Source organism: Pseudomonas sp. SDO5532_S415 (assembly GCF_054071155.1).
Window position 1 is genome coordinate 1 of the sequence record NZ_JBSVWS010000065.1, and the last position, 20,911, is coordinate 20,911.

The 20,911-nt window shown below is 53.9% G+C and carries 22 protein-coding genes; 10 read left to right on the forward strand and 12 right to left on the reverse strand.

Annotated elements, in window-relative coordinates:
• Positions 1–70: 70 nt before the first annotated feature.
• From ACW9HW_RS15845 to ACW9HW_RS15855, 3 genes are read right to left on the reverse strand one after another with little or no spacing between them, the layout of a single operon-like run.
• The gene (locus tag ACW9HW_RS15845) at positions 71–976 is read right to left on the reverse strand and encodes an acyltransferase (RefSeq protein WP_095193887.1); all 906 of its coding nucleotides are present in this window, start codon (positions 974–976) and stop codon (positions 71–73) included.
• Complete coding sequence (gene pta / locus ACW9HW_RS15850) at positions 977–3,076, reverse strand: phosphate acetyltransferase (RefSeq protein WP_095193886.1); 2,100 nt, start codon at positions 3,074–3,076, stop codon at positions 977–979.
• Between the two features lie 57 nt (positions 3,077–3,133).
• Positions 3,134–3,460 carry a DUF3565 domain-containing protein gene (locus ACW9HW_RS15855; RefSeq protein ID WP_095194069.1) on the reverse strand — a complete coding sequence of 109 codons (327 nt, stop codon included), beginning with the start codon at positions 3,458–3,460 and terminating at the stop codon, positions 3,134–3,136.
• On the opposite strand from ACW9HW_RS15855, the gene ACW9HW_RS15860 reads away from it, so the two are divergent.
• From ACW9HW_RS15860 to ACW9HW_RS15870, 3 genes are all read left to right on the forward strand, one after another.
• Complete coding sequence (locus tag ACW9HW_RS15860; protein WP_095193885.1) at positions 3,429–3,914, forward strand: FKBP-type peptidyl-prolyl cis-trans isomerase; 486 nt, start codon at positions 3,429–3,431, stop codon at positions 3,912–3,914. The two genes, ACW9HW_RS15855 and ACW9HW_RS15860, sit on opposite strands and share 32 nt — an antisense overlap.
• Positions 3,915–4,037: 123 nt before the next feature.
• The gene (locus ACW9HW_RS15865) at positions 4,038–4,520 is read left to right on the forward strand and encodes a glutathione peroxidase (protein WP_095193884.1); all 483 of its coding nucleotides are present in this window, start codon (positions 4,038–4,040) and stop codon (positions 4,518–4,520) included.
• A 216-nt stretch (positions 4,521–4,736) separates the two neighbouring features.
• Positions 4,737–5,840, forward strand: coding sequence for an NADH:flavin oxidoreductase (locus ACW9HW_RS15870; protein ID WP_457400693.1), 1,104 nt, complete (start codon positions 4,737–4,739; stop codon positions 5,838–5,840).
• A 118-nt stretch (positions 5,841–5,958) separates the two neighbouring features.
• Here the strand turns inward: ACW9HW_RS15870 and ACW9HW_RS15875 are convergent, their stop codons facing one another.
• Both ACW9HW_RS15875 and ACW9HW_RS15880 read right to left on the reverse strand, forming a co-directional pair.
• Positions 5,959–7,158, reverse strand: coding sequence for a glycosyltransferase family 4 protein (locus ACW9HW_RS15875; RefSeq protein ID WP_457400695.1), 1,200 nt, complete (start codon positions 7,156–7,158; stop codon positions 5,959–5,961).
• Positions 7,159–7,198: 40 nt separating this feature from the next.
• Positions 7,199–7,432: an EI24 domain-containing protein gene (locus tag ACW9HW_RS15880; RefSeq protein ID WP_457400696.1), complete on the reverse strand. Its 234-nt coding sequence runs from the start codon at positions 7,430–7,432 to the stop codon at positions 7,199–7,201.
• A 272-nt stretch (positions 7,433–7,704) separates the two neighbouring features.
• Here ACW9HW_RS15880 and ACW9HW_RS15885 point away from each other — a divergent pair, with 272 nt between their 5' ends.
• The 4 genes from ACW9HW_RS15885 to ACW9HW_RS15900 all read left to right on the forward strand — a co-directional run bounded on the left by ACW9HW_RS15885 (position 7,705) and on the right by ACW9HW_RS15900 (position 11,011).
• Positions 7,705–8,517 carry a hypothetical protein gene (locus ACW9HW_RS15885; protein ID WP_457400698.1) on the forward strand — a complete coding sequence of 271 codons (813 nt, stop codon included), beginning with the start codon at positions 7,705–7,707 and terminating at the stop codon, positions 8,515–8,517.
• 219 nt (positions 8,518–8,736) lie between these two features.
• Positions 8,737–9,156: a very short patch repair endonuclease gene (locus ACW9HW_RS15890; RefSeq protein WP_457400700.1), complete on the forward strand. Its 420-nt coding sequence runs from the start codon at positions 8,737–8,739 to the stop codon at positions 9,154–9,156.
• The gene (locus ACW9HW_RS15895) at positions 9,153–10,364 is read left to right on the forward strand and encodes a DNA cytosine methyltransferase (protein WP_457400702.1); all 1,212 of its coding nucleotides are present in this window, start codon (positions 9,153–9,155) and stop codon (positions 10,362–10,364) included. The genes ACW9HW_RS15890 and ACW9HW_RS15895 overlap by 4 nt, the downstream gene beginning before the upstream one ends.
• Complete coding sequence (locus tag ACW9HW_RS15900; RefSeq protein ID WP_457400704.1) at positions 10,361–11,011, forward strand: Eco29kI family restriction endonuclease; 651 nt, start codon at positions 10,361–10,363, stop codon at positions 11,009–11,011. The genes ACW9HW_RS15895 and ACW9HW_RS15900 overlap by 4 nt, the downstream gene beginning before the upstream one ends.
• A 202-nt stretch (positions 11,012–11,213) precedes the next feature.
• Here the strand turns inward: ACW9HW_RS15900 and ACW9HW_RS15905 are convergent, their stop codons facing one another.
• Both ACW9HW_RS15905 and ACW9HW_RS15910 read right to left on the reverse strand, forming a co-directional pair.
• The gene (locus ACW9HW_RS15905) at positions 11,214–12,092 is read right to left on the reverse strand and encodes an ImmA/IrrE family metallo-endopeptidase (protein WP_457400706.1); all 879 of its coding nucleotides are present in this window, start codon (positions 12,090–12,092) and stop codon (positions 11,214–11,216) included.
• Positions 12,089–12,454, reverse strand: a complete 366-nt coding sequence (locus ACW9HW_RS15910) for a helix-turn-helix domain-containing protein (RefSeq protein WP_457400707.1) — start codon at positions 12,452–12,454, stop codon at positions 12,089–12,091. The genes ACW9HW_RS15905 and ACW9HW_RS15910 overlap by 4 nt, the downstream gene beginning before the upstream one ends.
• A 132-nt stretch (positions 12,455–12,586) precedes the next feature.
• Between ACW9HW_RS15910 and ACW9HW_RS15915 the strand changes: the two genes are divergently transcribed.
• Positions 12,587–12,874, forward strand: a complete 288-nt coding sequence (locus tag ACW9HW_RS15915) for a DUF3892 domain-containing protein (protein ID WP_457400709.1) — start codon at positions 12,587–12,589, stop codon at positions 12,872–12,874.
• 428 nt (positions 12,875–13,302) lie between these two features.
• On the opposite strand, the gene ACW9HW_RS15920 is transcribed toward ACW9HW_RS15915, so the two are convergent.
• The 4 genes from ACW9HW_RS15920 to ACW9HW_RS15935 form a co-directional block, all read right to left on the reverse strand.
• The gene (locus tag ACW9HW_RS15920) at positions 13,303–14,346 is read right to left on the reverse strand and encodes a hypothetical protein (protein ID WP_457400711.1); all 1,044 of its coding nucleotides are present in this window, start codon (positions 14,344–14,346) and stop codon (positions 13,303–13,305) included.
• Positions 14,346–15,506 (reverse strand): hypothetical protein, encoded by a 1,161-nt coding sequence (locus ACW9HW_RS15925; protein ID WP_457400713.1) that lies wholly within the window; start codon positions 15,504–15,506, stop codon positions 14,346–14,348. The genes ACW9HW_RS15920 and ACW9HW_RS15925 overlap by 1 nt, the downstream gene beginning before the upstream one ends.
• 517 nt (positions 15,507–16,023) lie before the next feature.
• Entirely contained in the window at positions 16,024–16,650 is a 627-nt protein-coding gene (locus ACW9HW_RS15930; RefSeq protein ID WP_457400714.1) for a recombinase family protein, read from the reverse strand.
• A gap of 528 nt (positions 16,651–17,178) precedes the next feature.
• Entirely contained in the window at positions 17,179–17,409 is a 231-nt protein-coding gene (locus tag ACW9HW_RS15935) for a helix-turn-helix domain-containing protein (protein ID WP_457400716.1), read from the reverse strand.
• A 193-nt stretch (positions 17,410–17,602) separates the two neighbouring features.
• Between ACW9HW_RS15935 and ACW9HW_RS15940 the strand changes: the two genes are divergently transcribed.
• Positions 17,603–17,959 carry a helix-turn-helix domain-containing protein gene (locus tag ACW9HW_RS15940; RefSeq protein ID WP_457400719.1) on the forward strand — a complete coding sequence of 119 codons (357 nt, stop codon included), beginning with the start codon at positions 17,603–17,605 and terminating at the stop codon, positions 17,957–17,959.
• A gap of 41 nt (positions 17,960–18,000) precedes the next feature.
• Positions 18,001–18,372, forward strand: coding sequence for a hypothetical protein (locus ACW9HW_RS15945; protein ID WP_457400721.1), 372 nt, complete (start codon positions 18,001–18,003; stop codon positions 18,370–18,372).
• Between the two features lie 1,005 nt (positions 18,373–19,377).
• Here ACW9HW_RS15945 and ACW9HW_RS15950 read toward each other — a convergent pair.
• Positions 19,378–20,658 (reverse strand): primase-helicase family protein, encoded by a 1,281-nt coding sequence (locus tag ACW9HW_RS15950; protein WP_457400723.1) that lies wholly within the window; start codon positions 20,656–20,658, stop codon positions 19,378–19,380.
• Between the last annotated feature and the right edge of the window lie 253 nt (positions 20,659–20,911).

Here is a 20,911-nt window from a genome sequence, read left to right on the forward strand (position 1 = left end):
ACATTTGATCTTCAGTGAACGCTGGCCTTGTGGGAGCGAGCCTGCTCGCGAAGAGGCCGGTACAGGCGCCTCAGGACTTAGCTGGATACTCCCGATGCATCTGCCCCAACAACGCATCCTTGTCCTGCCACAACTGGTTGATCCAGCCCTGGAACTGCAAGCGGTACTCACCGTCCTGGTCGTAGTTCTTGCCGATGAACTGCGGCGCAATCTTCAGTTCTTCAAAATGCACCACCACATCCTTCACGTTCCCGCACAGCAAGTCCCAGAAGCCCGGGCGACCGGCCGGGTAGTGGATGGTCACGTTGACGATCGATTCAAGCTGCTCGCCCATCGCATCCAACACAAACGCAATGCCACCGGCCTTGGGTTTGAGCAGATACTTGAACGATGACTGCTGCTGGGCATGCTTGCCTTCGGTAAAGCGCGTGCCTTCAACGAAATTGAAAATGCCGACCGGGTTATCACGGAATTTCGCGCAGGTCTTGCGAGTGGTTTCCAGGTCCTTGCCTTTCTTTTCCGGGTGCTTTTCCAGATACGCCTTGGAGTAGCGTTTCATGAACGGAAAGCCCAGCGCCCACCACGCCAGTCCAATCACCGGCACCCAGATCAGCTCTTGCTTGAGGAAGAACTTCAGCGGCTGGATACGCCGATTGAGCACGTACTGCAGCACCAGAATGTCGACCCAGCTCTGGTGGTTGCTGGTGATCAGGTAGGAGTGCTGATAGTCGAGGCCTTGCAGGCCGCTGAGGTGCCAGCGGGTGCGGCAAACCAGGTTCATCCAGCCTTTGTTGATACTGATCCAGGCTTCATGGGTATGACTCATCAGCCAGCGCGCCAAGCGCTGGGTGGGGGCAAACGGCAACACTTTGACCAGCGCCACACAAAACAGAAACGAGCAGAGCAAAATCGTGTTCAGCGCCAACAGCAGCGCGGCGATCACACCGCGCACGGGTGCAGGTAGAAAATCCAGCATTTAAACATCCATAGGTCGGTTGGCAGCCTGGATCGCGGTCAACGCGATGGTGTAGACGATGTCATCGACTTGCGCGCCGCGCGGCAAGTCGTTCACCGGTTTGCGCAAGCCTTGCAACATCGGCCCGAGGCTGACGCAATCAGCACTGCGCTGCACGGCTTTGTGGGTGGTGTTGCCGGTGTTGAGGTCCGGGAACACGAACACCGTCGCGCGACCGGCCACCTGGCTGTTCGGCGCCAATTGCCGGGCCACGGTTTCGTTGGCGGCGGCGTCATACTGCAACGGGCCGTCGATCAGCAGCGAGTGTTGCTGTTCATGGGCGAGCAATGTCGCTTCGCGGACCTTCTCGACCTCTTCGCCGCTGGCCGACTCACCGCTGGAATAGCTGATCATCGCCACCCGCGGGGTGATGCCGAATGCCGCCGCCGAGTCGGCGCTTTGCAAGGCGATTTCCGCCAGTTCAGTGGCGCTCGGGTGCGGGTTCATCACGCAGTCGCCGTAGACCAGCACTTCTTCGGGAAACAGCATGAAGAACACCGACGACACCAGGGTGCAGCCCGGCGCCGTCTTGATCAGCTGCAGGGCAGGGCGAATGGTATTGGCGGTGGAGTGAATGACGCCCGACACCAGGCCGTCGACTTCATCCAGTGCCAGCATCATGGTGCCGATCACCACGGTGTCTTCCAATTGCTGCTCGGCCATTGGCGCGTTGAGGCTTTTGCTTTTACGCAGTGCAACCATCGGCTCGACGTAGCGCTCGCGGATCAGGTCCGGATCGAGGATTTCCAGCCCCGGTGGCAGCTCGATGCCTTGGGCGCGAGCGACCGCTTCGACGTCGGCCGGCTTCGCGAGCAATACGCAGCGAGCAATGCCCCGGGCCTGGCAAATCGCCGCGGCTTGCACGGTCAACGGCTCACTGCCTTCTGGCAGGACGATGCGTTTGTTGGCGTTCTGCGCGCGCTGGATCAACTGATAGCGGAACACTGCCGGTGACAGGCGCATCTCCCGTGGCGTGCCGCAGCGCTGGTGCAGCCAGTTGGCGTCCAGATGGCTGGCGACGAAGTCGGTGATGATCTCTGCGCGCTCGCGGTCGTCGATCGGGATTTCCTTGTTCAGGCCGTTCAACTGGTTGGCGGTGTCATAAGAGCCGGTGCTCACCGACAACACTGGCAGACCGGCCTGCAAGGCGCCACGGCACAGGTCCATGATGCGCGGGTCGGGCAGGGTGTCGCTGGTCAGCAGCAGGCCGGCCAGGGGCACACCGTTCATGGCCGCGAGGCTCACAGCGAGAATGATGTCGTCGCGATCGCCGGGGGTCACCACCAGCACGCCGGGTTTGAGCAGTTCCACGGTGTTACGCATGGTGCGTGCGCAAATGATGATGTTGGTCATGCGCCGGGTCTCATAGTCGCCGGCGTTGAGCACCTGGGCGCCCATCAGATCGGCCACGTCGCGAGTGCGCGGGGCATTCAGTTCCGGCCGGAACGGAATGCAGCCCAGCAGGCGGAAATCGCCACTGCGCAACAGCGGCGAATGTTCTTTCAGGCGCGCGGCAAAGGCCTCCATGCTTTCATCTGTCTTGACCTTGTTGAGGATCACGCCGAGGACTTTCGGATCTTTCGGGCCGCCAAACAACTGCGCCTGCAATTCCACACGACCGGACAGTTCGGTCAGCACTTCGTTTTCCGGCGCCGACACCAGGATCACTTCGGCGTCGAGGCTCTTGGCCAGATGCAGATTGACCCGCGCGGCATAGCTGGCGCTTCGGGTCGGCACCATGCCCTCGACGATCAACACGTCCTTGCCGATGGCGGCCTGCTGATAAAGGGTGATGATCTCTTCGAGCAATTCGTCCAGCTGACCGTCACCGAGCATCCGTTCGACATGGGCCAGGCCCAGCGGCTGCGGCGGTTTCAGGCCGTGGGTGCGGGCCACCAGTTCGGTGGAGCGCTCGGGTCCCGTGTCACCCGGATGCGGCTGGGCAATCGGTTTGAAGAAGCCGACCTTGAGGCCGGCGCGCTCAAGGGTACGCACCAGCCCGAGGCTGATGGAGGTCAGGCCCACGCCAAAATCGGTGGGTGCGATAAAAAAAGTTTGCATGCGGATTCTCTAAGGGAACGCAATGGTGAGCGCCTATGGCTGGCGATCTACCGAAATTCAGTCGCCAAGGTTATCGCTAACCATGCCTTGTGCGCACCAACCGCAATCAAAGGGTTGGCCTATTTTTTCAAGGCGCCGTGCAGGATCCATGACCCAGGCCCGGGATTGCCAGGGCGGCTGGTGGCGCAGGTGTTGGGTATGGCCGCAGGAAAGCTCGGCCACCCAATGGCCGTCCTCGTCCTGATGGAAGCCTGTGATCGTCACGTCCCGTCTGTCCGGGTTGTGTTCGCTTTCGGGCGATTGCTTCGCTAAACTGGGTCTTTCATTATTCTTTTGCAAAAGGTCTCGCCCCATGCTGATCGCCGCCAATAAGGCTGTCTCCATCGACTATACCCTGACCAACGACGCTGGTGAGGTCATCGACAGCTCCGCCGGCGGCGCGCCGCTGGTCTACCTGCAAGGCGCAGGCAACATCATCCCGGGCCTGGAAAAGGCTCTGGAAGGCAAGGCAGTCGGCGAAGAGCTGACCGTAGCCGTTGAACCTGAAGATGCCTACGGCGAATACGCTGCCGAACTGGTCAGCACCCTGAGCCGCAGCATGTTCGAAGGCGTCGATGAGCTGGAAGTGGGCATGCAGTTCCACGCTTCCGCTCCGGACGGCCAGATGCAGATCGTGACCATCCGCGATCTGGACGGCGACGACGTCACCGTAGACGGCAACCACCCGTTGGCCGGTCAGCGCCTGAACTTCCAGGTCAAGATCGTCGCCATCCGTGATGCCAGCCAGGAAGAAATCGCCCATGGTCACGTCCATGGCGAAGGTGGCCATCATCACTGATTTTCTGCGCTAAGCTCAGATGACTGGAGAGGCGCCCCTAGGGCGCCTTTTTAGTCTGCGGCTGTCTCATGTGACACTGCCAAGTGGCTGTTTCGAGAAGAACACGGGAATCTGGAGTACGTCATGAGTGCTTTTCACGACCTTAATTTGACAGCCCTGGACGGTCAGGTGCTACCTCTGGCACCTTTCAAGGGGCACGTCGTGCTGGTGGTCAACGTTGCCTCCAAATGCGGCTTGACCCCGCAGTACGCGGCGCTGGAAAACCTCTACCAGCAATACAAGGGCAAGGGTTTCAGTGTATTGGGCCTGCCGTGCAATCAGTTTGCCGGGCAGGAACCGGGTTCCGAACAAGAGATCCAGGCATTTTGCAGCCTCAACTATGGCGTGACCTTCCCGCTGTCCAGCAAGCTGGACGTCAACGGTCACGATCGTCATCAGCTGTACAAGCTGCTGGCGGGCGAGGGTGCCGAATTCCCCGGTGACATTACCTGGAACTTCGAAAAGTTCCTGCTGGGCAAGGACGGCCGTGTGCTGGCGCGCTTCTCGCCACGTACCGCGCCGGACGATCCAAGCGTCGTTCAGGCGATTGAAAAAGCCCTGAGCTGACATCCCCCTGTGTAGGAGCGAGCTCGCTCGCGATGAACGCAAGAACGCTACGGGGCATCTGACCTCCAGCGTTATCGTTGACGACCATCGCGAGCAAGCTCGCTCCTACAGTCACCCGCCTTTTAAACCTTAATCACCCAAATCAATAGTGCTGTTCAGCGCGTGCGAACCTCCATATTATCGCCGTCATAAAGTCTATTCCCGTGGAGCGTCCCCATGCCCGTCAAAGCCCTGTTCAAACCGTTCCACCTCGGCACCCTCGAACTGCCGACCCGTGTCGTCATGGCACCGATGACCCGCTCGTTTTCGCCGGGTGGCGTACCCAATTCCAAAGTGATCGAGTACTACCGTCGTCGCGCCGCGGCCGGCGTTGGTCTGATCATCACCGAAGGCACCACCGTCGGTCACAAGGCTTCCAATGGCTACCCGAACGTTCCGCAGTTCTACGGTGACGCGGCGCTGGCCGGCTGGAAAAAAGTCGTCGACGCGGTACACGCTGAAGGCGGCAAGATCGTTCCGCAACTGTGGCATGTGGGCAGTGTGCGTCGTATCGGCACCGAGCCGGACGCCAGCGTACCGGGCTACGGACCGTCGGAAAAAGTGAAGGACGGTCAGGTCGTGGTTCACGGCATGACCAAACAGGATATTCAAGACGTGATCGCAGCGTTCGCCCAGGCAGCCAAGGATGCCCGGAGCATAGGCATGGACGGTGTGGAAATCCACGGCGCCCACGGCTATCTGATTGACCAGTTCTTCTGGGAAGGCAGCAATCAGCGCACCGATGAATACGGTGGCGGCCTGGCCAACCGTTCGCGTTTCGCCATCGAGTTGATTCAAGCCGTGCGTGCGGCCGTCGGCGAAGGCTTCCCGATCATCTTCCGTTTCTCCCAGTGGAAACAGCAGGATTACACCGCGCGCCTGGTGCAAACACCGCAAGCGTTGGGCGAGTTTCTCCAGCCGTTGTCCGACGCCGGCGTGGATATTTTCCACTGCTCGACACGCCGCTTCTGGGAGCCGGAATTCGACGGTTCCGAACTGAACCTGGCCGGCTGGACCCGCAAGCTCACCGGCAAGCCAACCATCACCGTCGGCAGTGTCGGCCTGGACGGCGAGTTCCTGCAGTTCATGGTCAACACCGACAAGGTCGCCCAACCGGCCAGCCTGGAAAAACTGCTGGAGCGTTTGAACAACGATGAGTTCGACCTGGTGGCTGTCGGTCGTGCGCTTCTGGTGGACCCGGACTGGGCGCAGAAAGTGCGCGACGGCCGTGAGGACGACATCCTGCCGTTCAGCCGTGAGGCGTTGATGACGCTGGTTTAATCAGCGGCCAGGCGGTCCCCATCGCGGGCAAGCCCGCTCCCACAGGTTTTGTGTACAACGCATAACCACTGTGGGAGCGGGCTTGCCCGCGAAGACTGACTCAACATCACCGAAGATGTCAGGGGACAGTCGGTGCATTCGGGATCGCCAACTCCCCAACACAAGCCCCCCGCAACTGCCCCTCGAACTGCTCGATAATCGCCGCCCAACCCTGGCGACTGGCATGCTGACGTGCATTGAGCCTCATGCAGCGCAAGGTCTCGCGCTTTTCCAGCATCCATGCCGCCGCATCACAGAAGGCTTCTTCATCCCCCGGCATCGCCAGCACACCGTTGTAGCCATGGCGAATATGCTGCGCCGCTGCAGCCTGATCGTAAGCCACCACCCCCAGCCCGGAAGCCAGCGCCTCGAGCACCACATTGCCAAAGGTTTCAGTCAGGCTCGGAAACAGAAATACATCTGCCGACGCATAATGACTGGCCAACGCTTCACCTCGCTGGGTGCCACAGAAAATCGCGTCGGGCATTTCGTTTTCCATGAGCAGGCGTTGCGGACCGTCGCCCACCACGATCAGCTTCAGAGTGCGCTGTGGATAAGTCGCCTTCAGCGTGTCGAAACAGCGCTTGAGCAAGCCCAGGTTTTTCTCCTGTGCCAAACGCCCTACATGGATGACTGCAATGTCGTTCTCGCCCAGCCCCCATTGTTCACGCAGCGCATTCAAGCGTTTAGCCGGATGAAACAACTGGCTGTCGACGCCTCGGGACAGCAGCGCCAGACGCTCGAATTGCCGCCGCTCCAGCTCCATCCGCTGGCTGACACTGGGCACCAGCGTCAGGGTCGAGCGATTGTGGAACCAGCGCAGGTAGTGGGTCAGCAGGCGCGTCAGCAAACCGAGCCCATACTGGCTGGAATACTGCTGGAAGTTGGTGTGAAAGCCGCTGACCACCGAAATTCCCAGCCGACGTGCCGCGCGTAATGCCGACAACCCGAGCGGCCCCTCGGTGGCGATGTACAGGACATCCGGGCGATGGCGCTTCCAACGCCTGAGCAGCTTGTGCATGGACGACTGCCCCCATTGCAGGCCGGGATAACCCGGCAGCGGCCAGCCACGGCACAGCAACAATTCATCGTCGCTGGCCGCCGACTGATCGCAGCCCTGGCGCGGTCGCACCAATTCCACCTGATGCCCGCGCGCGCGCAAACCGTCGCACAAGCGACCAAGGGTATTGGCCACGCCATTGATTTCGGGAGGGAAGGTTTCGGTGATCAGGGTGATATGCAGAGCTGTCGTCATGGCCCCAGTGTCAGCTGGGGCCATGTCGTCGTTGTGACGGTCAGATGATGGATTTATGAACGGCTCAGCGCTGGCTCACCAGGTTCTCGGCCCCACGCTCGCGCACCCAGAACAAGGTCGCCCCGGCCACCGCCGCGGGCATCATCAGGATGTTGACCACCGGGATCATCAACATCAGGTACACCATCCCGCCAAAGCTCATGCTCTGCCAGCGCTTCTGCCGCAACCAGGCGAGCATCTCGTTCCAGCCCAGCTTGTGGTTGTCCGCCGGGTAGTCGATGTACTGGAAAGTGAGCATACACCGTCCGAGAGCCACGACTTTCACTGCCCTTTCCCAAAGGAGTGAACGGGAAATGTATCAGTGATGTGCCCGGACTGAAAGAAGCGAATCCCAACGAATTTACGAGTTTTTTTGGCTCCTTTTTCAAGGTGGGGCAAGAAATCAGTTGTATTCAACGTGTCATTTCGATGGCGTCAAAATGTATTGCGCTTAAATTGAATAAGTGATTTTATTGAGCTATCACTGTTTTTTTAAACAGTGATTCGGCCGTGAAGCTCAGTGAGGTACTAATGCAAGTAATTGTGGAATTGATCAACGATGCAACGATGCAGGCATGGATTTGGGGGCCATTGATGGGGGTGGTCTTTGGAGCATTGTTTGCAGGGGTTACAAATCCTCCAACGGTCAATCAACCTGTTACGGTGATTCAGACAACGCAAAATTTCATTACCACCAAGGTGGTCGTGAAACAGCAAAATGGGGGTAGCAATAACGACAGCGGCGGAGCTGTGGTTATTATGATTGGACTAGGGCTAGGAGTGATCTTCTTGGTCTGGCAATACGCCATTCATTTCCAGCTCATCCATCATTACCTTTGGGTACTGCTGTCGACTGTGCTGTCTTTCAGCCTTGCAGCAGCTCTGATGTCGCTGGCTAAAGGACAATTCACATCCGGCAGTTGGAGCGTGTACATCGCCGCTCCAATGGGCATTCTTGCTGGCTGTGGTGTTCTGCTAAACCTAGCAAAAGCTTCCTTCGACCCGAAGTTCACGCAACTGGCTTCGCAGCTAAAATTTACCGACTTTTACATGAAGAGCTTGTCGGATTCTGAGCGGTCCCTGGTGATCTGCCAGATGGCCGGCATGACTCTGATTCTTTTTGTACTAGTTTGTACCGGTATTGCGCTGCTTCACTACTTGGCTCTGATGAACCAGCGTGGCTATGGCCCCCTGAGAGGTTTTTGGATCTTTCTGACCAGAATCACCATGTTTTTTTCGGGAAAGCCATGGTTTTTCCTGCTTGTAGGTCTTCTAGCGCTGAGCTATTTGCTGATTGAGCCGAGCCTGATTCCTACGTGGATGACTCAACAGCAGCTCCGCTAGCGAAGATAGCTTCTTGCGCGGGGTACCGATATGAGATGTCAACGATGGTCATTCCTTTCGTGTCATCGCTGGGAGGGGGTTTCATCGGTTCTAGCGTGTTTTATGAAGCCCACGCGCAGGTACCACGGTCGATGGCATTTCATCGCCTGAACGAATGCCGCATAGCTTCCGGTTTGGAGCATTTGGTAATGAATGAATTTCAGGTGACTGGTAAGATTCGTGGATACGCTGAACCCCTCTGATCGAAGCCTACGTATGGCGAAGGTGAAGTCGAAGGGCACTAAGCCGGAAATGGTGGTGCGTCGGTTACTTTTTTCGATGGGATACCGCTATCGGCTTCACGACCGTAGCCTTCCAGGCAGCCCGGACATCATCTTCAAGGGCAAGAAGAAAGTCATTTTTGTCCATGGATGCTTTTGGCACCGACATGATGGCTGTCCACTCGCAAGATTACCTAAGTCTCGGTTGGACTTCTGGATTCCAAAATTGGAAGGCAACAGAGAACGCGATACACGCACGCTGCATCAGCTAAAGTCACTGGGATGGGACGTTCTTGTGATTTGGGAATGCGAGCTTAAAGATTTGAATTTATTAGAGAAAATGCTGAATGGCTTTCTTGGTCGGGGGAACACGCAATGAAATCCGTTGAGCTCTTCGCAGGTGCGGGCGGCCTTGCTATGGGCTGTGAAATAGCGGGGTTTTCTCACCTTGCTGTCGTCGAGTGGGATAAGTGGGCTTGCGATACCGTCCGCGAAAACCAAAAGCGCGGCTACCCCCTGGTACAGCACTGGAAACTACACGAAGGTGATGTGCGTGGTTTTGACTGGAGCACTGTCCCGGAAGGCATTGAGCTGCTTGCCGGTGGTCCTCCGTGCCAACCGTTCTCCATTGGCGGTAAACATGGTGCCTACGATGACAGTCGTGACATGTTCCCCGCGACTGTTGAAATCATCCGCACACTAAAGCCAAAAGCGTTCATCGTAGAAAACGTAAAGGGTTTGACACGAGCAGCTTTCGCAAATTACTACCAATACATCTTGCTCCAACTGGAGTTCCCGGAATTACCACGTCGAAAGGACGAGGGTTGGCATGATCATTTGATGCGCCTGCAAGCCGAGCGAACCTCTGGTAAGCGCAAGGGTAAAGGTCATACCTACAACGTGGTACCAACCCTTGTGAACGCTGCTGATTATGGCGTGCCACAGAAGCGGGAGCGGGTCTTCATCGTTGGGTTTCGGGATGACCTCGGAGTCGAGTGGTCCTTTCCGGAAGAGACTCATAGCTACGATGCCTTACTGCATTCACAGTGGGTTACCGGTGAATACTGGGCTAGGCATGGTCTCAAGATGCCAGAAGTTCCCGCCAAGCTTTTGTCACGTGTCCGGAAGCTGAAGAACGATCTGCTTCCCATGGATAAAGCGCCATGGAGAACGGTTCGTGATGCGATTGCCGACCTTCCTGATCCTGAAACCAAGGCAGCACTGAAAGTGCCTAACCATACGTTTCAGGGCGGTGCTCGCTCATACCCTGGTCACACGGGTAGCCCGTTGGATTTACCAGCCAAAACTCTGAAGGCTGGTGATCATGGCGTACCGGGCGGCGAAAACATGCTGGTCAAGGCAAATGGTGACGTGCGTTATTTCACTGTTCGTGAAAGTGCTCGCATTCAAACCTTCCCAGATGGTTTCCGGTTCCATGGAAGCTGGTCCGAAACGATGCGACAGCTTGGCAATGCGGTACCAGTGCTACTGGCGCAGCACGTGGCTTCGAGTGTTGCGGAGAAATTGGCAATTGCTGAAATCATCCGCATTCAGAAAACCGTCAAGAAGGTGGTAAACGTCGCATGACGGGCAAAGTCATCCCATTCAATCCGTTGGACAAGAAAAATCTGGGTGCCAGCGTTGCTGAAGCGTTGCTTTCCAAAGAGGTTCATCCGCTCAGTGCATTACCTTCGTTTGATGGGGCAGGGGTGTACGCGATTTACTACACTGGTGACTTTCCTGCATATGCACGTTTAGCGTCATTGAATCAAAGTGGACAGTTCATGCTGCCGATTTATGTAGGCAAAGCTGTTCCTGCTGGTGCCCGAATGGGCGGCGATTTAGGTTCATCACCGGGGAAGGTTCTTCAAAAGCGGTTGAAGGAACATGCTGACAGCATTCGTGCGGCTGAGAATCTGAATATCGATGATTTCCACTGCCGCTTTTTGGTAGTGGACGACATTTGGATTCCGTTGGGTGAATCGCTAATTATTGCGAGATTTACCCCAGTGTGGAATTCGCTAATTGATGGCTTCGGCAACCATAACCCTGGAAAGGGGCGCCATGCTGGGATGCGTCCGCGCTGGGACGTATTGCATCCAGGGCGATCGTGGGCAATGAATCTTGCTGAGCGGCCAGAGAAAGCGAAGGACATTTCAGACGATGCTGAGACCTACCTTCGTGAGCGAGCCCCGAGCCTTTCGACGCAGTTCATAAAGGCAGAAGGCGAATAGCTGCTAGCGAAGGGTGGGTATATCAATCTTCACGAATGGATCAGTTGAAAAACTGGTCCTTTTTTATTTAGGGTTGTCGCGTACGCCCCCGATAATTTCGGCGTGTGCGTGGTTAGTGTCGTTGTTGATTCGGACGGGGCGGGGTGAAAGTCCTACCTTGTCGTCGTTCTTATCGGCATGCATCCCACCTGACTCGACATGGTTAACGTTTGAAACGTGGCGTCCAAGATTCAATCAAAGCTTCCTCGTCTTCTTCGTCCTCTGGCTCGGGAATGTCGATGTCGTAAAGAACGGTTAGTGTTTTACCGTAACGACCAAGGCCAACCACGTCTTCGCTGATCTCGATGCTACGCCGTCCGCCGAACCATTCTTGAAAGTTGGATGTTGCTTGCATCCGCACACCATGTAACACGTTGTCTTCGACTTGGTTGAACGTGTGCGTTGTCGTGTTGCGTGGAACTCCTTCCCGTTTTTTCAACCAATCAATTCCCTCAATGTTCTTTAGCGACGGTGACATGAAGCAATGGTCGATGGTCCCGCCACGGCTAATGATGATGGCAACTGGTTCGCGGGTGCATTGCGTGTAACGAATAGCAGTCGCATGCAGCGACGTCTTGCACAACACCGCCAGGTTTTCGATCGCTCCCAAACCGCACCCAGCCTGTTGAATTGCGGGGTAAAACAAATGTCGGGGCATCAAAAAGCTTGCTGCAAAACGATCAGCTTCAATTTCAAATTTATTTGTGGATGAAAACCCAGCGCGCGATAGATGCGCACCGGAATCACCCGAAATGACAGCATCCGCGTGACCGGGCAGAAAATAATGTCCCAACTCATGGCTGACACTAAAGTTTTCGAAACCTTCGTTTTGAAGGTGAGTGGCGTAGGCAATTGCGAAGTTGTTACCAAAACGAACCAGCATCCCCGAGACACCTTCGTTCTCCATGGGTTTTGCTACAACTTCAATTTCCCGATCGCGAGCAATTGCTTTTGGATCGATGGGTAAACTGACGATCCCCATCCCTTTGATGATTTGTTCAGCAGCAGTCGAAGCAAAGGCATAGGGATCGGTCGTGGTCATTGCTTATCTTTCTCCTGCGCACGTTTGGCCAGCATCGTTATGAGGTCATCGGCCATTTTTCGGTCGGACCCATCAAGTGACTCATAGTGGCGGTGCAATCGATCAGCACCAGCAAGGTCTTTGAACTCTTCAACGCGCCCCAATAGGTAATCGGTGGTGACATCTAGACTGTCAGCAAGGATGCGAAGATTGTCGAAAGACGGCTTTCTAGTACCTGTTTCAAAGTGGGAAATTGCGGACGGTTGCATACCGGTACTTTTGGCCAGCTCTGCTTGATTGAGCCCACGATACTCCCGCGCGGTGCGCAAACGGTTCGGAAAAACCTCGGAAGGAGATGGATGCGGTGGGGTTGACTGCGACATGACGAAACCGTATAGTTTGAGTTGACTGTTTCGTCATGGCCTTTCCGGCCTTTTATTTTGGCTGGAATCATGACGAATTCGTCACATAGTAGATGACGAACCTCAACCACGCAAGAAAGGAAGGTAAATGATATGGCTGACGTACAAGTGACCTGTATTACCAAACCAAACACCCAAAGCACGCATGAACACATCACGCATTTGGGCAACCCTGCCGGAAATTGGAAGTGGACTCGGGAGCAGGTAATTCAAAGCATCGAGGCCAAAACCAATACGTTTTACGTGAGGGACCCTGCCAATGGCCAGCGTGCCGACATTGGCGTTGTCAGGGAGGCAGGGAAGGCACCATATGTACGCACTTATGCTGATGGTCGTTGGAACAACAACTTGCTGTCTCTGAACCAATGCCCACTGAAGTGATGATGTGTAAACGAGGGAATTTATGACTACGAACAAAAAGCCAGGTGAAAACACTGGAAGCAACGGTGGGATTTATCAAGAGGTTGGCCCTCGTGGGGGCAAGCTCCCGAACTACACAACCGTGCCGGATAATCGCCAGCTTCCCCCAACAACGAAGCCGGATCACGCCTGGGTTCCGGTAAAAGTAACCCCCAACAGCAAACGATAAGTTATGTACCTTTCCTACGGGCGGCTTTGCCGCCCATTTTTTTGTCATTCAATTTCCAACACGCAAAGATTTATTTGGCTGAGATGGGGGTGAGCCGAGACGGCGGGAATGTTTTACACTTTTTTAGTGACATTTAGCCGTAGCAGTCAGTCGCTACTGCTCAAAGCGACCTGTTTATCTAAGGTGTTCACGGTCTGATGCAGCTAACAACGAAAATCTCTTAGTCGCCAACTATCGATGAGTATATATGAAGAACCATAAGGGCCGTTGCTTCGCAAAGTCGATTCCAATCAACTTTGTCAGGATCAAATGACTGGTGAAACGATCTATAGTGAACTAATGAATTGCGCAGTTGATACATTTGCTTCGTCGTGTAATTGACTAAGTCAGCATTTGCAGGCAAAGTGGCTCCCAGTGCAGAAAGCATTGTTCTCAAATCTTCTGATACTGCTTGTTGCAAAAGCAAGCCCAAACTTGGCTCCTCGCGCGGACGCCAAGCAAGTGTCTCCTCTAAGACTTGAGCTACATGATTCCATTCTAGGGTCATGCCAAGTTTTCCCATAAGCTCAGATGTGTGGGAATAGGCATAAAGCGCTTCCAAGCATCTGTACAATGCTAAAAAGACAGCGCTAGGATCCGTATCAAACAGAGAGCGGCACAGAATTCTATATGGGATAGCGACTGGGCTCAGATCGGCAATTAATTCTAAATTCGCCCTTAATTGCTTGTCCATCCAAACGCCAGCACGAATGCGATCTGCTAAACAGATTAAAAAAAATACTCGGGGCGTTTCCTCCTCGCTTATATCCTCGCCTGAAAAGACCCTAAGTGTTGGGTACAATTGCGAGATTTCAAGAACCTCATGCCCCATATATCCAGCTGTATTTATGCCTGTTTCAATTGTATTTCTAACTTCAAGCGGAGTAGCCTTTGGCGTTGGGCGAAGCTCTGACAATACCGCAGTCATCATTCCGCCGCCCACTCCTTCGTCAAGCAAGCCTGCTATGTCATCTGGCAGTTCAAGACCCACGGTACAGAACAATGAAACACCATCAACATCAAATCGGGCAAGCTTCAATGAGGAACCCAAAGATATAGTGGCTGTCAAGTCCGCTTTTACTAAGCGTCGTTGATCTGTTCCTTTTGCACTTACGATCCACCGTCCTTCTCCGGCATTCAGAAGCTGCTCCCCATTTGCAGAGCAGTACTCATCTAAACCCGCAAATATTGTTTTGTTTGCGTCAATTTTATTCCTAGAAGCCATTAGCTTGCACGCCAACATGGTTCCATGTTCGGTATTTCAAAGCCGTCCTCGATGAGAACCTTAAAAGCTTCCACGAATACGCTCCGCTCATACCGGCCGACCTGTCCTACTTTTTTATCCAAAATCTCGCTCAATACATCTAAGCGAAGAAAGTTGCCAACTTCGAGTGGGTCCAAGTTATTCAGCTTATCCACCATGGCCGTGGAGTGTCTAACAACGGTTTCCATTCGAGTGCTTCTATCTTCTACATCTCTATCGAGCCCTGGGCGTCCCAAAACATATTGAGCTGTCGCGACCATAAAGCCAATACGAGCAGGTTGGCTTCCGAATACCTCTTTTCCACGTGAAAATCGCCCGCTATTCCCATTACCGTAGCGATCAAAGGCTTTGTCCAGTTCAACGAGCATCGAAAGAGCGCTGTAAAAATGATCTTGAAACCCTGTATCAGCAAGGTTATCTACGAAATCTAAACGTGAAAATTCCTCTGATAAAGTTTCTTTAGTGTCTACGTTTGTTTTTCGTAAGGAAAACGCCAGATATAGCTCAACTAATGCATCCGAGCTGAATTGGGCGCTAGCCACACGTCTGCCAGGTTTGTCGGGTGAGAAAATTCGATCGATACCAGAAACTTTGTTCTTTATTTCTTCCAGTAACGGCGCATATACGACTGATAACTGGCGCGCTAGAGTCCAAGGGACCTGCCCCGTATTTAGTACCAACATCCTGTAAACTAGTGATCTAACCGATCTAGCTACCCAGAACTCAACTCGCATCTCTCGAGATGTAATGCTGACATCAATTTCACATGCATCGATTAATGCTGCTGTTCGTTGCATTCCATCAATTATTGTAAGCTCATGGCGCGAAACAGCTTCAAGAAACAAAGCGATATTCGATAAGTTCCCAGAATAGATATCGTTTACTACTGATTCATCTACAATAACGCCTATCACGACTGGAGGTAAAACTGCACCGGCACGAATGTCAGCAATCATTCGATCTCGTATCCGCTTTGCTGTTGTGGTTTTAAGGACTTCTCGCTGCCCTGTAATGCCACCACGCTGCGCGTGTGCCCCTTTGACCAAACTAAGGTATTCTCCAGTTGTCATCTTTCCGAGAGCTGAGTAACAATCTGTGCGGCGATCATGTATCAAATCCACTAAAATCTCCTTCTTCGAGTGAGACGACAAAGTTATTGCCGACTATACCGACGGCTCTGTTAGTTGCCTACCATATATCTTCCTGCGCGAACTGGATAGGCATTGACACGACTCGGAGGTGCTTTTGATTGGACCGCTTGCTGCGGATACAGTCACCTATCCGCTATCCAGTGGGCGATGATAAAGTTAACGCGCCTCAGTCGGATGAGCTCGCAAGGCATTGTAAAGGCATCACCCGTCCGCTTTTCGCCGCTCCCTGTCCGTCGTAGCCACTCTTTGAAATCCGCTGGTACCCACAATTTTCAGAGTCGGCACTTGCCCTGGGGAAGCATCGGTCGTGAATCTGTACTTGGAAATATCGCAGACGGTATCTGCAGGTTTGCTGAAACTACGCACTATGGCGGTCGGTTCTTAGCCCCTCTACAGCCATCCATAAGACGCTACAAGCGGCAGTTTAAAATATTGATCGGGGAAGCGGGTCGCGCCAATGTCGTGGTCTGTACGCTGCCACAGCGGCTTATAACTCTGAATTAAGGGTAGCCTTCACCCTTTGAACTGTAGTCGTGCTGCACTCCAGCATGTGGGCTACTCCGCGAATGCTTTTGCCGTCGTTCAGCAATATTGTGATGCGATCGCGAAGTTCTCTATCCACTTGACGGCCCTTATAGGCACCATCTTTCTTGCCTTGGGCGATGCCTTCTGCCTGACGACGGCGACGGTCTTCATAGTCCTTACGGGCTACCACGGCTAGCATGTCGAGCAACATACCATTGACGGCCGCAATCATTCCTTTCGTGAATTCGTCCATCCCTTGGGTGGGCTTCAAAGCCGCGTGACTGGTAGACAAGTCGATGGATACCACCGTCACCCGCTTAGCTGCGATCCGGGCCTTCAATAAGTCCCAGTCTGGTTGCGTGAGTCGGGACAGGCGGTCAACGCCTTCGATCAGCAGCACGTCGCCCTCATGGCTGTCTTCCAGCAGTCGGAACAACTCAGGGCGTTCCAGCTTCGTGCCTGACTCGTTCTCTATATAGAAGGCAGCGATCTTCTGACCATTGTCAGCAGCGAACGCTACAAGGGCTTCTTTGGCACGGGATGCATTCTGTTCAGAAGTTGAAGCACGGAGGTAAGCACGGATAAACATGGTGAAGCCTGCCATGTATTAATTAGGGTGTGTCAGATATTAGTGTGGCACGTAGGGTGTGTCAACAGGAGTTTTCGCTCACTTTAAAGGGGTGGTTTGGCTACTTTCTGTACAGCTTTTCTGTAGCGCATGATGCATACCCGAAGTGACACATCGTTTGTGGCCAAAGGTTGGGCTTCTAACCCTCTAAGGAGCGCGAGTTGTACTTTGGCTCGGAGTACAAACGAGAAGCTCCGATATACGGTTTGTACTCCGGTTCAGAGTACGAACAACCCCGACTGGGCAGCTGATTCAGAGTTGCTCGTAATTGCCACCGACAGGATGACAACGAGTAGTAACCATTGAAAGCATGTGGAATACAAAAGAAGGGGGCGATCTGCTTGATACCTATGCTTGTATTCCCCGGAAACAGTGGCTTTGGCGAGTTTAGGGTGGTGTAGGGGTGCTGACCGACACTTGGTAGGAGATAGATGTTGATTAGTTTTTGATCCGCTATATGCAGGGTGGCCTTAGAGAGGTCGCCATCCTTCACTTGCTGAGAACAAGGGTCTCCACATCGGCGATGAGTGCTGATGGCTGGCATTTCAAAGCAATGGCAAGCTTGAAGATGATGTTGATGGTCGGTTGATTGACGCCTCGTTCGATGAGACTTACGTAATTCCGCTGAACATCGGCCTCCAGTGCCAGCTGCTCTTGGGTCAGCCCTGCAAGCTTTCGTCGCTCGCGAAGAACCCTACCGAATGCCAACCCTGCGTCCAAGCCTTAACCCCCTGAGTGAGGGGTGAACTGTCGTTCCCATGGCTTACTACGTCTTCACAATATACTGTGAATATTTGGTTCTACATGGCACTATTCTCCATTGCGTTGTTGGCATTATTGGTCAGCCTGAGGGCCAGGCTAGAGCCATCGTGTGAGCTAGTTAAATCGACTACAGACCCCTTGGAGCTGCGTGATGAGCGAACAGAATGTTTCAACCCCATATGCTGCTGATGGCGAAGATGAAGCCGTATACGCCAACCAATTATTCTTGGGGAAATTGAGTGGGATGAACCGAACAAATCCCCACGCAACGTCAGTCATGCTTATCCTGATGTCGAAAATGGCTGGCAATGGGGCGGTGACGGTTACTCAGGCGACCATAGCCAAGGAGTGCAACAGCACGCTACAGCAGGTCGAGAAGGCCATCGCCGACCTTACGGATGCTGGTTGGATCTACTCGGTGGATGCGAGTACCGAACCTGGTGGTCCGCTGGTGTGCTTTGTCAACCCCGATCTGGTCAGTGCGGATAAGCCTGACGAGCAGATGTAAACCAACTCCCCCGGCCCGGCTCCATGGTAGAGAAGTGACTGATGACTGATCGAGAATTACCCAGTAGCCAAGCAGTACATGTTCCACGGTATGCATTTGAGGCTATGGCGGCTTGTACAGCGCTGGACGAGGACAAAGTGGCAGTGATGCTGCTTCTGCTGGTGCGAATGGACCGTAACCGTGCTGTGAGGATCGACACGTCTCTGTTGCCTGATTTTCTTACGCTCAGAAGTGAACGGGTGGAACGTGCGATCTCAAGCCTCATCAAGAATGGCTGGGTAGATTCAGTTGATGAGAAAGCAATGCGATGCGGTGTTCTTGATTGCGTTGTCCATTCAGCCTTCATCCACGCAGACTTCGATACGCTGATGAGAGTGGTAAACACCCGCTTAACGGCGGTGGATGTTCACTAGGCGAAAACTGTCCCAAGCTCATCTCTGCACATTAATGATCACATCTGGACGTTAACGTGCGTGGGATGGGCTACCCCTAGCCCACATAGATGGGCTACTTAAAAGAATCTCAATCGTCCTCGCTGCATTCCGATGCTTCGCCACCTGCACGCTAAGGTGCATTGACTGAGCTACCCCTAGTTCATCTGGTGAGCTACTTATACGGCTTACCCATGGGGCAACCCTGCACGTTAGCGATGAGTTCATTCACGCTCCTTATGCGGTTCGGCATGGTTATCATCAAGATCAAGTGGGGGGGGCGTTCCACGCTTCTGAATAGAATGGTTATCTGTGCCTCGCGGCATGACATCTAAACAGTGGGGTAGGGGCAGACAAACCCCACACGCTTTTGATCTGAACCGTGCAGGTATGTGGTGACTGATAGTCACGGATAACTGACTTCGAAGTCTGCAACCTCCATTTCTCCTATCTGTGCCTCGGGGCACGATTAATAACTGTATAAGTTCCAAGGGAGGAAAGGGGGGGAGCCCCCTCCCGCTTTTGCTTTGAATTGTGCAAGGGGAACTCGTGCCTGAAGGCACAGACTAATTCCGCGTGACCATAGTCACGGCTAACCTTCTTGTATTGATTAAACGTGGCTCAGGCCACAAGTTACCTCAGCAAGGTTCAGAGCAGGATCAAGAGCGGGGAGGGGCTTCTTGCCCCCTCTCTCCCCTTAACTGCATAGAATTATAATCGGTGCCTCGGGCACAAATTATTCTGCTGTGGCGTAGACGCCACTATGTAACGTATAGGCGTGCTTCATCTCTAGGTGGGCGCACTCAAGTTGCTTGCCCATTACCTCTTGCGTTAGACGTGTTCACTTATTCAGTCAAGTGAATCCCTTACTATAAGAAAGCAGCGTCAACCCGTCATACCCGTCATGACATCGCCAGAGCCCTTGCAGCGTGGGGCGTACAGCCATGACGGGTTATTTTTCAACCCGACATGGACCCGTCATACTCGTCATGGCCCCCTCGTGCTTGAGTAGACCCGCCGTAGTTCGGCAGGCGGGGATGACTCCGAAAGATCGCCTACCAAACCCTTGGGAGTGATCCACATCCTTCCATCGGTAGTTCGTTTCGCCTTGCATCCCAGTTCGGACAACTTCTCAGCTACGGCACGGTTGCCCAAGATTTCCCCGGTCGCTGTGTGGTATTGGGCTTCGATGTCCAAGGCTTTCACAACCAGATGTTCTTCAATGTAATCAGCAACGAACTCGGCTAGCCTTTCCTTGGGGCAGAAACCGATCATTTCCCGTTTGCTGACGGTCATCGGTGGATCACCCCACGGATGGAACTCAGACAGATCCACTGTCTCTAGTAAGTCCCGCACAATCTGCATCCCGCCTTGCTCCAATAGCCAAGGTTTGAGAATAGTATTGATGAACAGCATGGTTTCTTTCTTCGACTCCTTGTGCGTGATGAAAGCAGGCACCCAGAAGCGGCGGTCCTCCTGCTCCAGCGGCAATGGGAAATGGTCATTGCTCGACATGATGAAGTTCAGGAAGTTATCCACCGTGGTATCGGGGATATGCTTTCGTCGCAACACAATCGTCTTGTTCCCCTGGATGGATTTCAGGGTGTTAACCGTCGACTCGGGGTTTTTGTAAACCTCGTCAATCAGAATGAGTGTCTTGCCCACAAGGGCATCATTGAAATTGCCTACCACGTCACCTAGAGCTACCGTGCCTACGCTGGATTTCCCCAGCAGACCAGGTAACAGTGTTTCAGCCAAGAAGCCCTTGCCAATCCCGTGTTCTGAACGCAGCAAGACTGTGGCGTTGATACGCTGGCCGGGATAGCGGACTGCATGAGCTAGCCAATCCCGGAAGTAGTACCGCTCTTCGTGGATGGGGAACAGGCGTTGCAGGAACTCAATAAAGGGTGCTGCATCGCGTGTAGACACCGGCATACCACTCGGGCGGATATCTGGGCCGGTCCATAAATTCAGCAGTCTGTTACCACCGTACTCCATGATTCGCCGGTAGTCACCGGGGCGGAAGTCCTCGGCGAATACGATAGGCAGCTTGTTGAGCAGACTTTCCCCTGTAATGTCTCCAGTTCCGCCAGCATCTCGGTAAGCCTGGACTAGCATCATCGGGTTGCCTTGTGGCGCAACTCCCATGTTTCGAAGGTCGCGGAATTTTGGGCGGCTATCCGTCGAAGGTACAATCACGAATCGATCTTGCACAGAGCGTATTGCGGTGTTTTTTTTGTCAGTTAAGTCCACTACAGATGTGGGCACGTTTTCTTCCTTGACTTAAAATGTTCAAATAGTTTCCTCTCCAAGAATTGGGCGGCCCCAGAAATTTAGCAGGGCTGAGTCCCGGTAGACACTAGGCCACTTACATCCTTTCCTTATGTCCAAGCAATACATAACCCGTCTCGGCCTAGCCGTCGATTAGCTTGAAAGTGCGAATTGAAATAAGTGTAGTGCTGTATGTGGCGTAGCTTGCTTGAGCTTTCATGGTGGTTAATAGATGACTGGTTTCATGGTG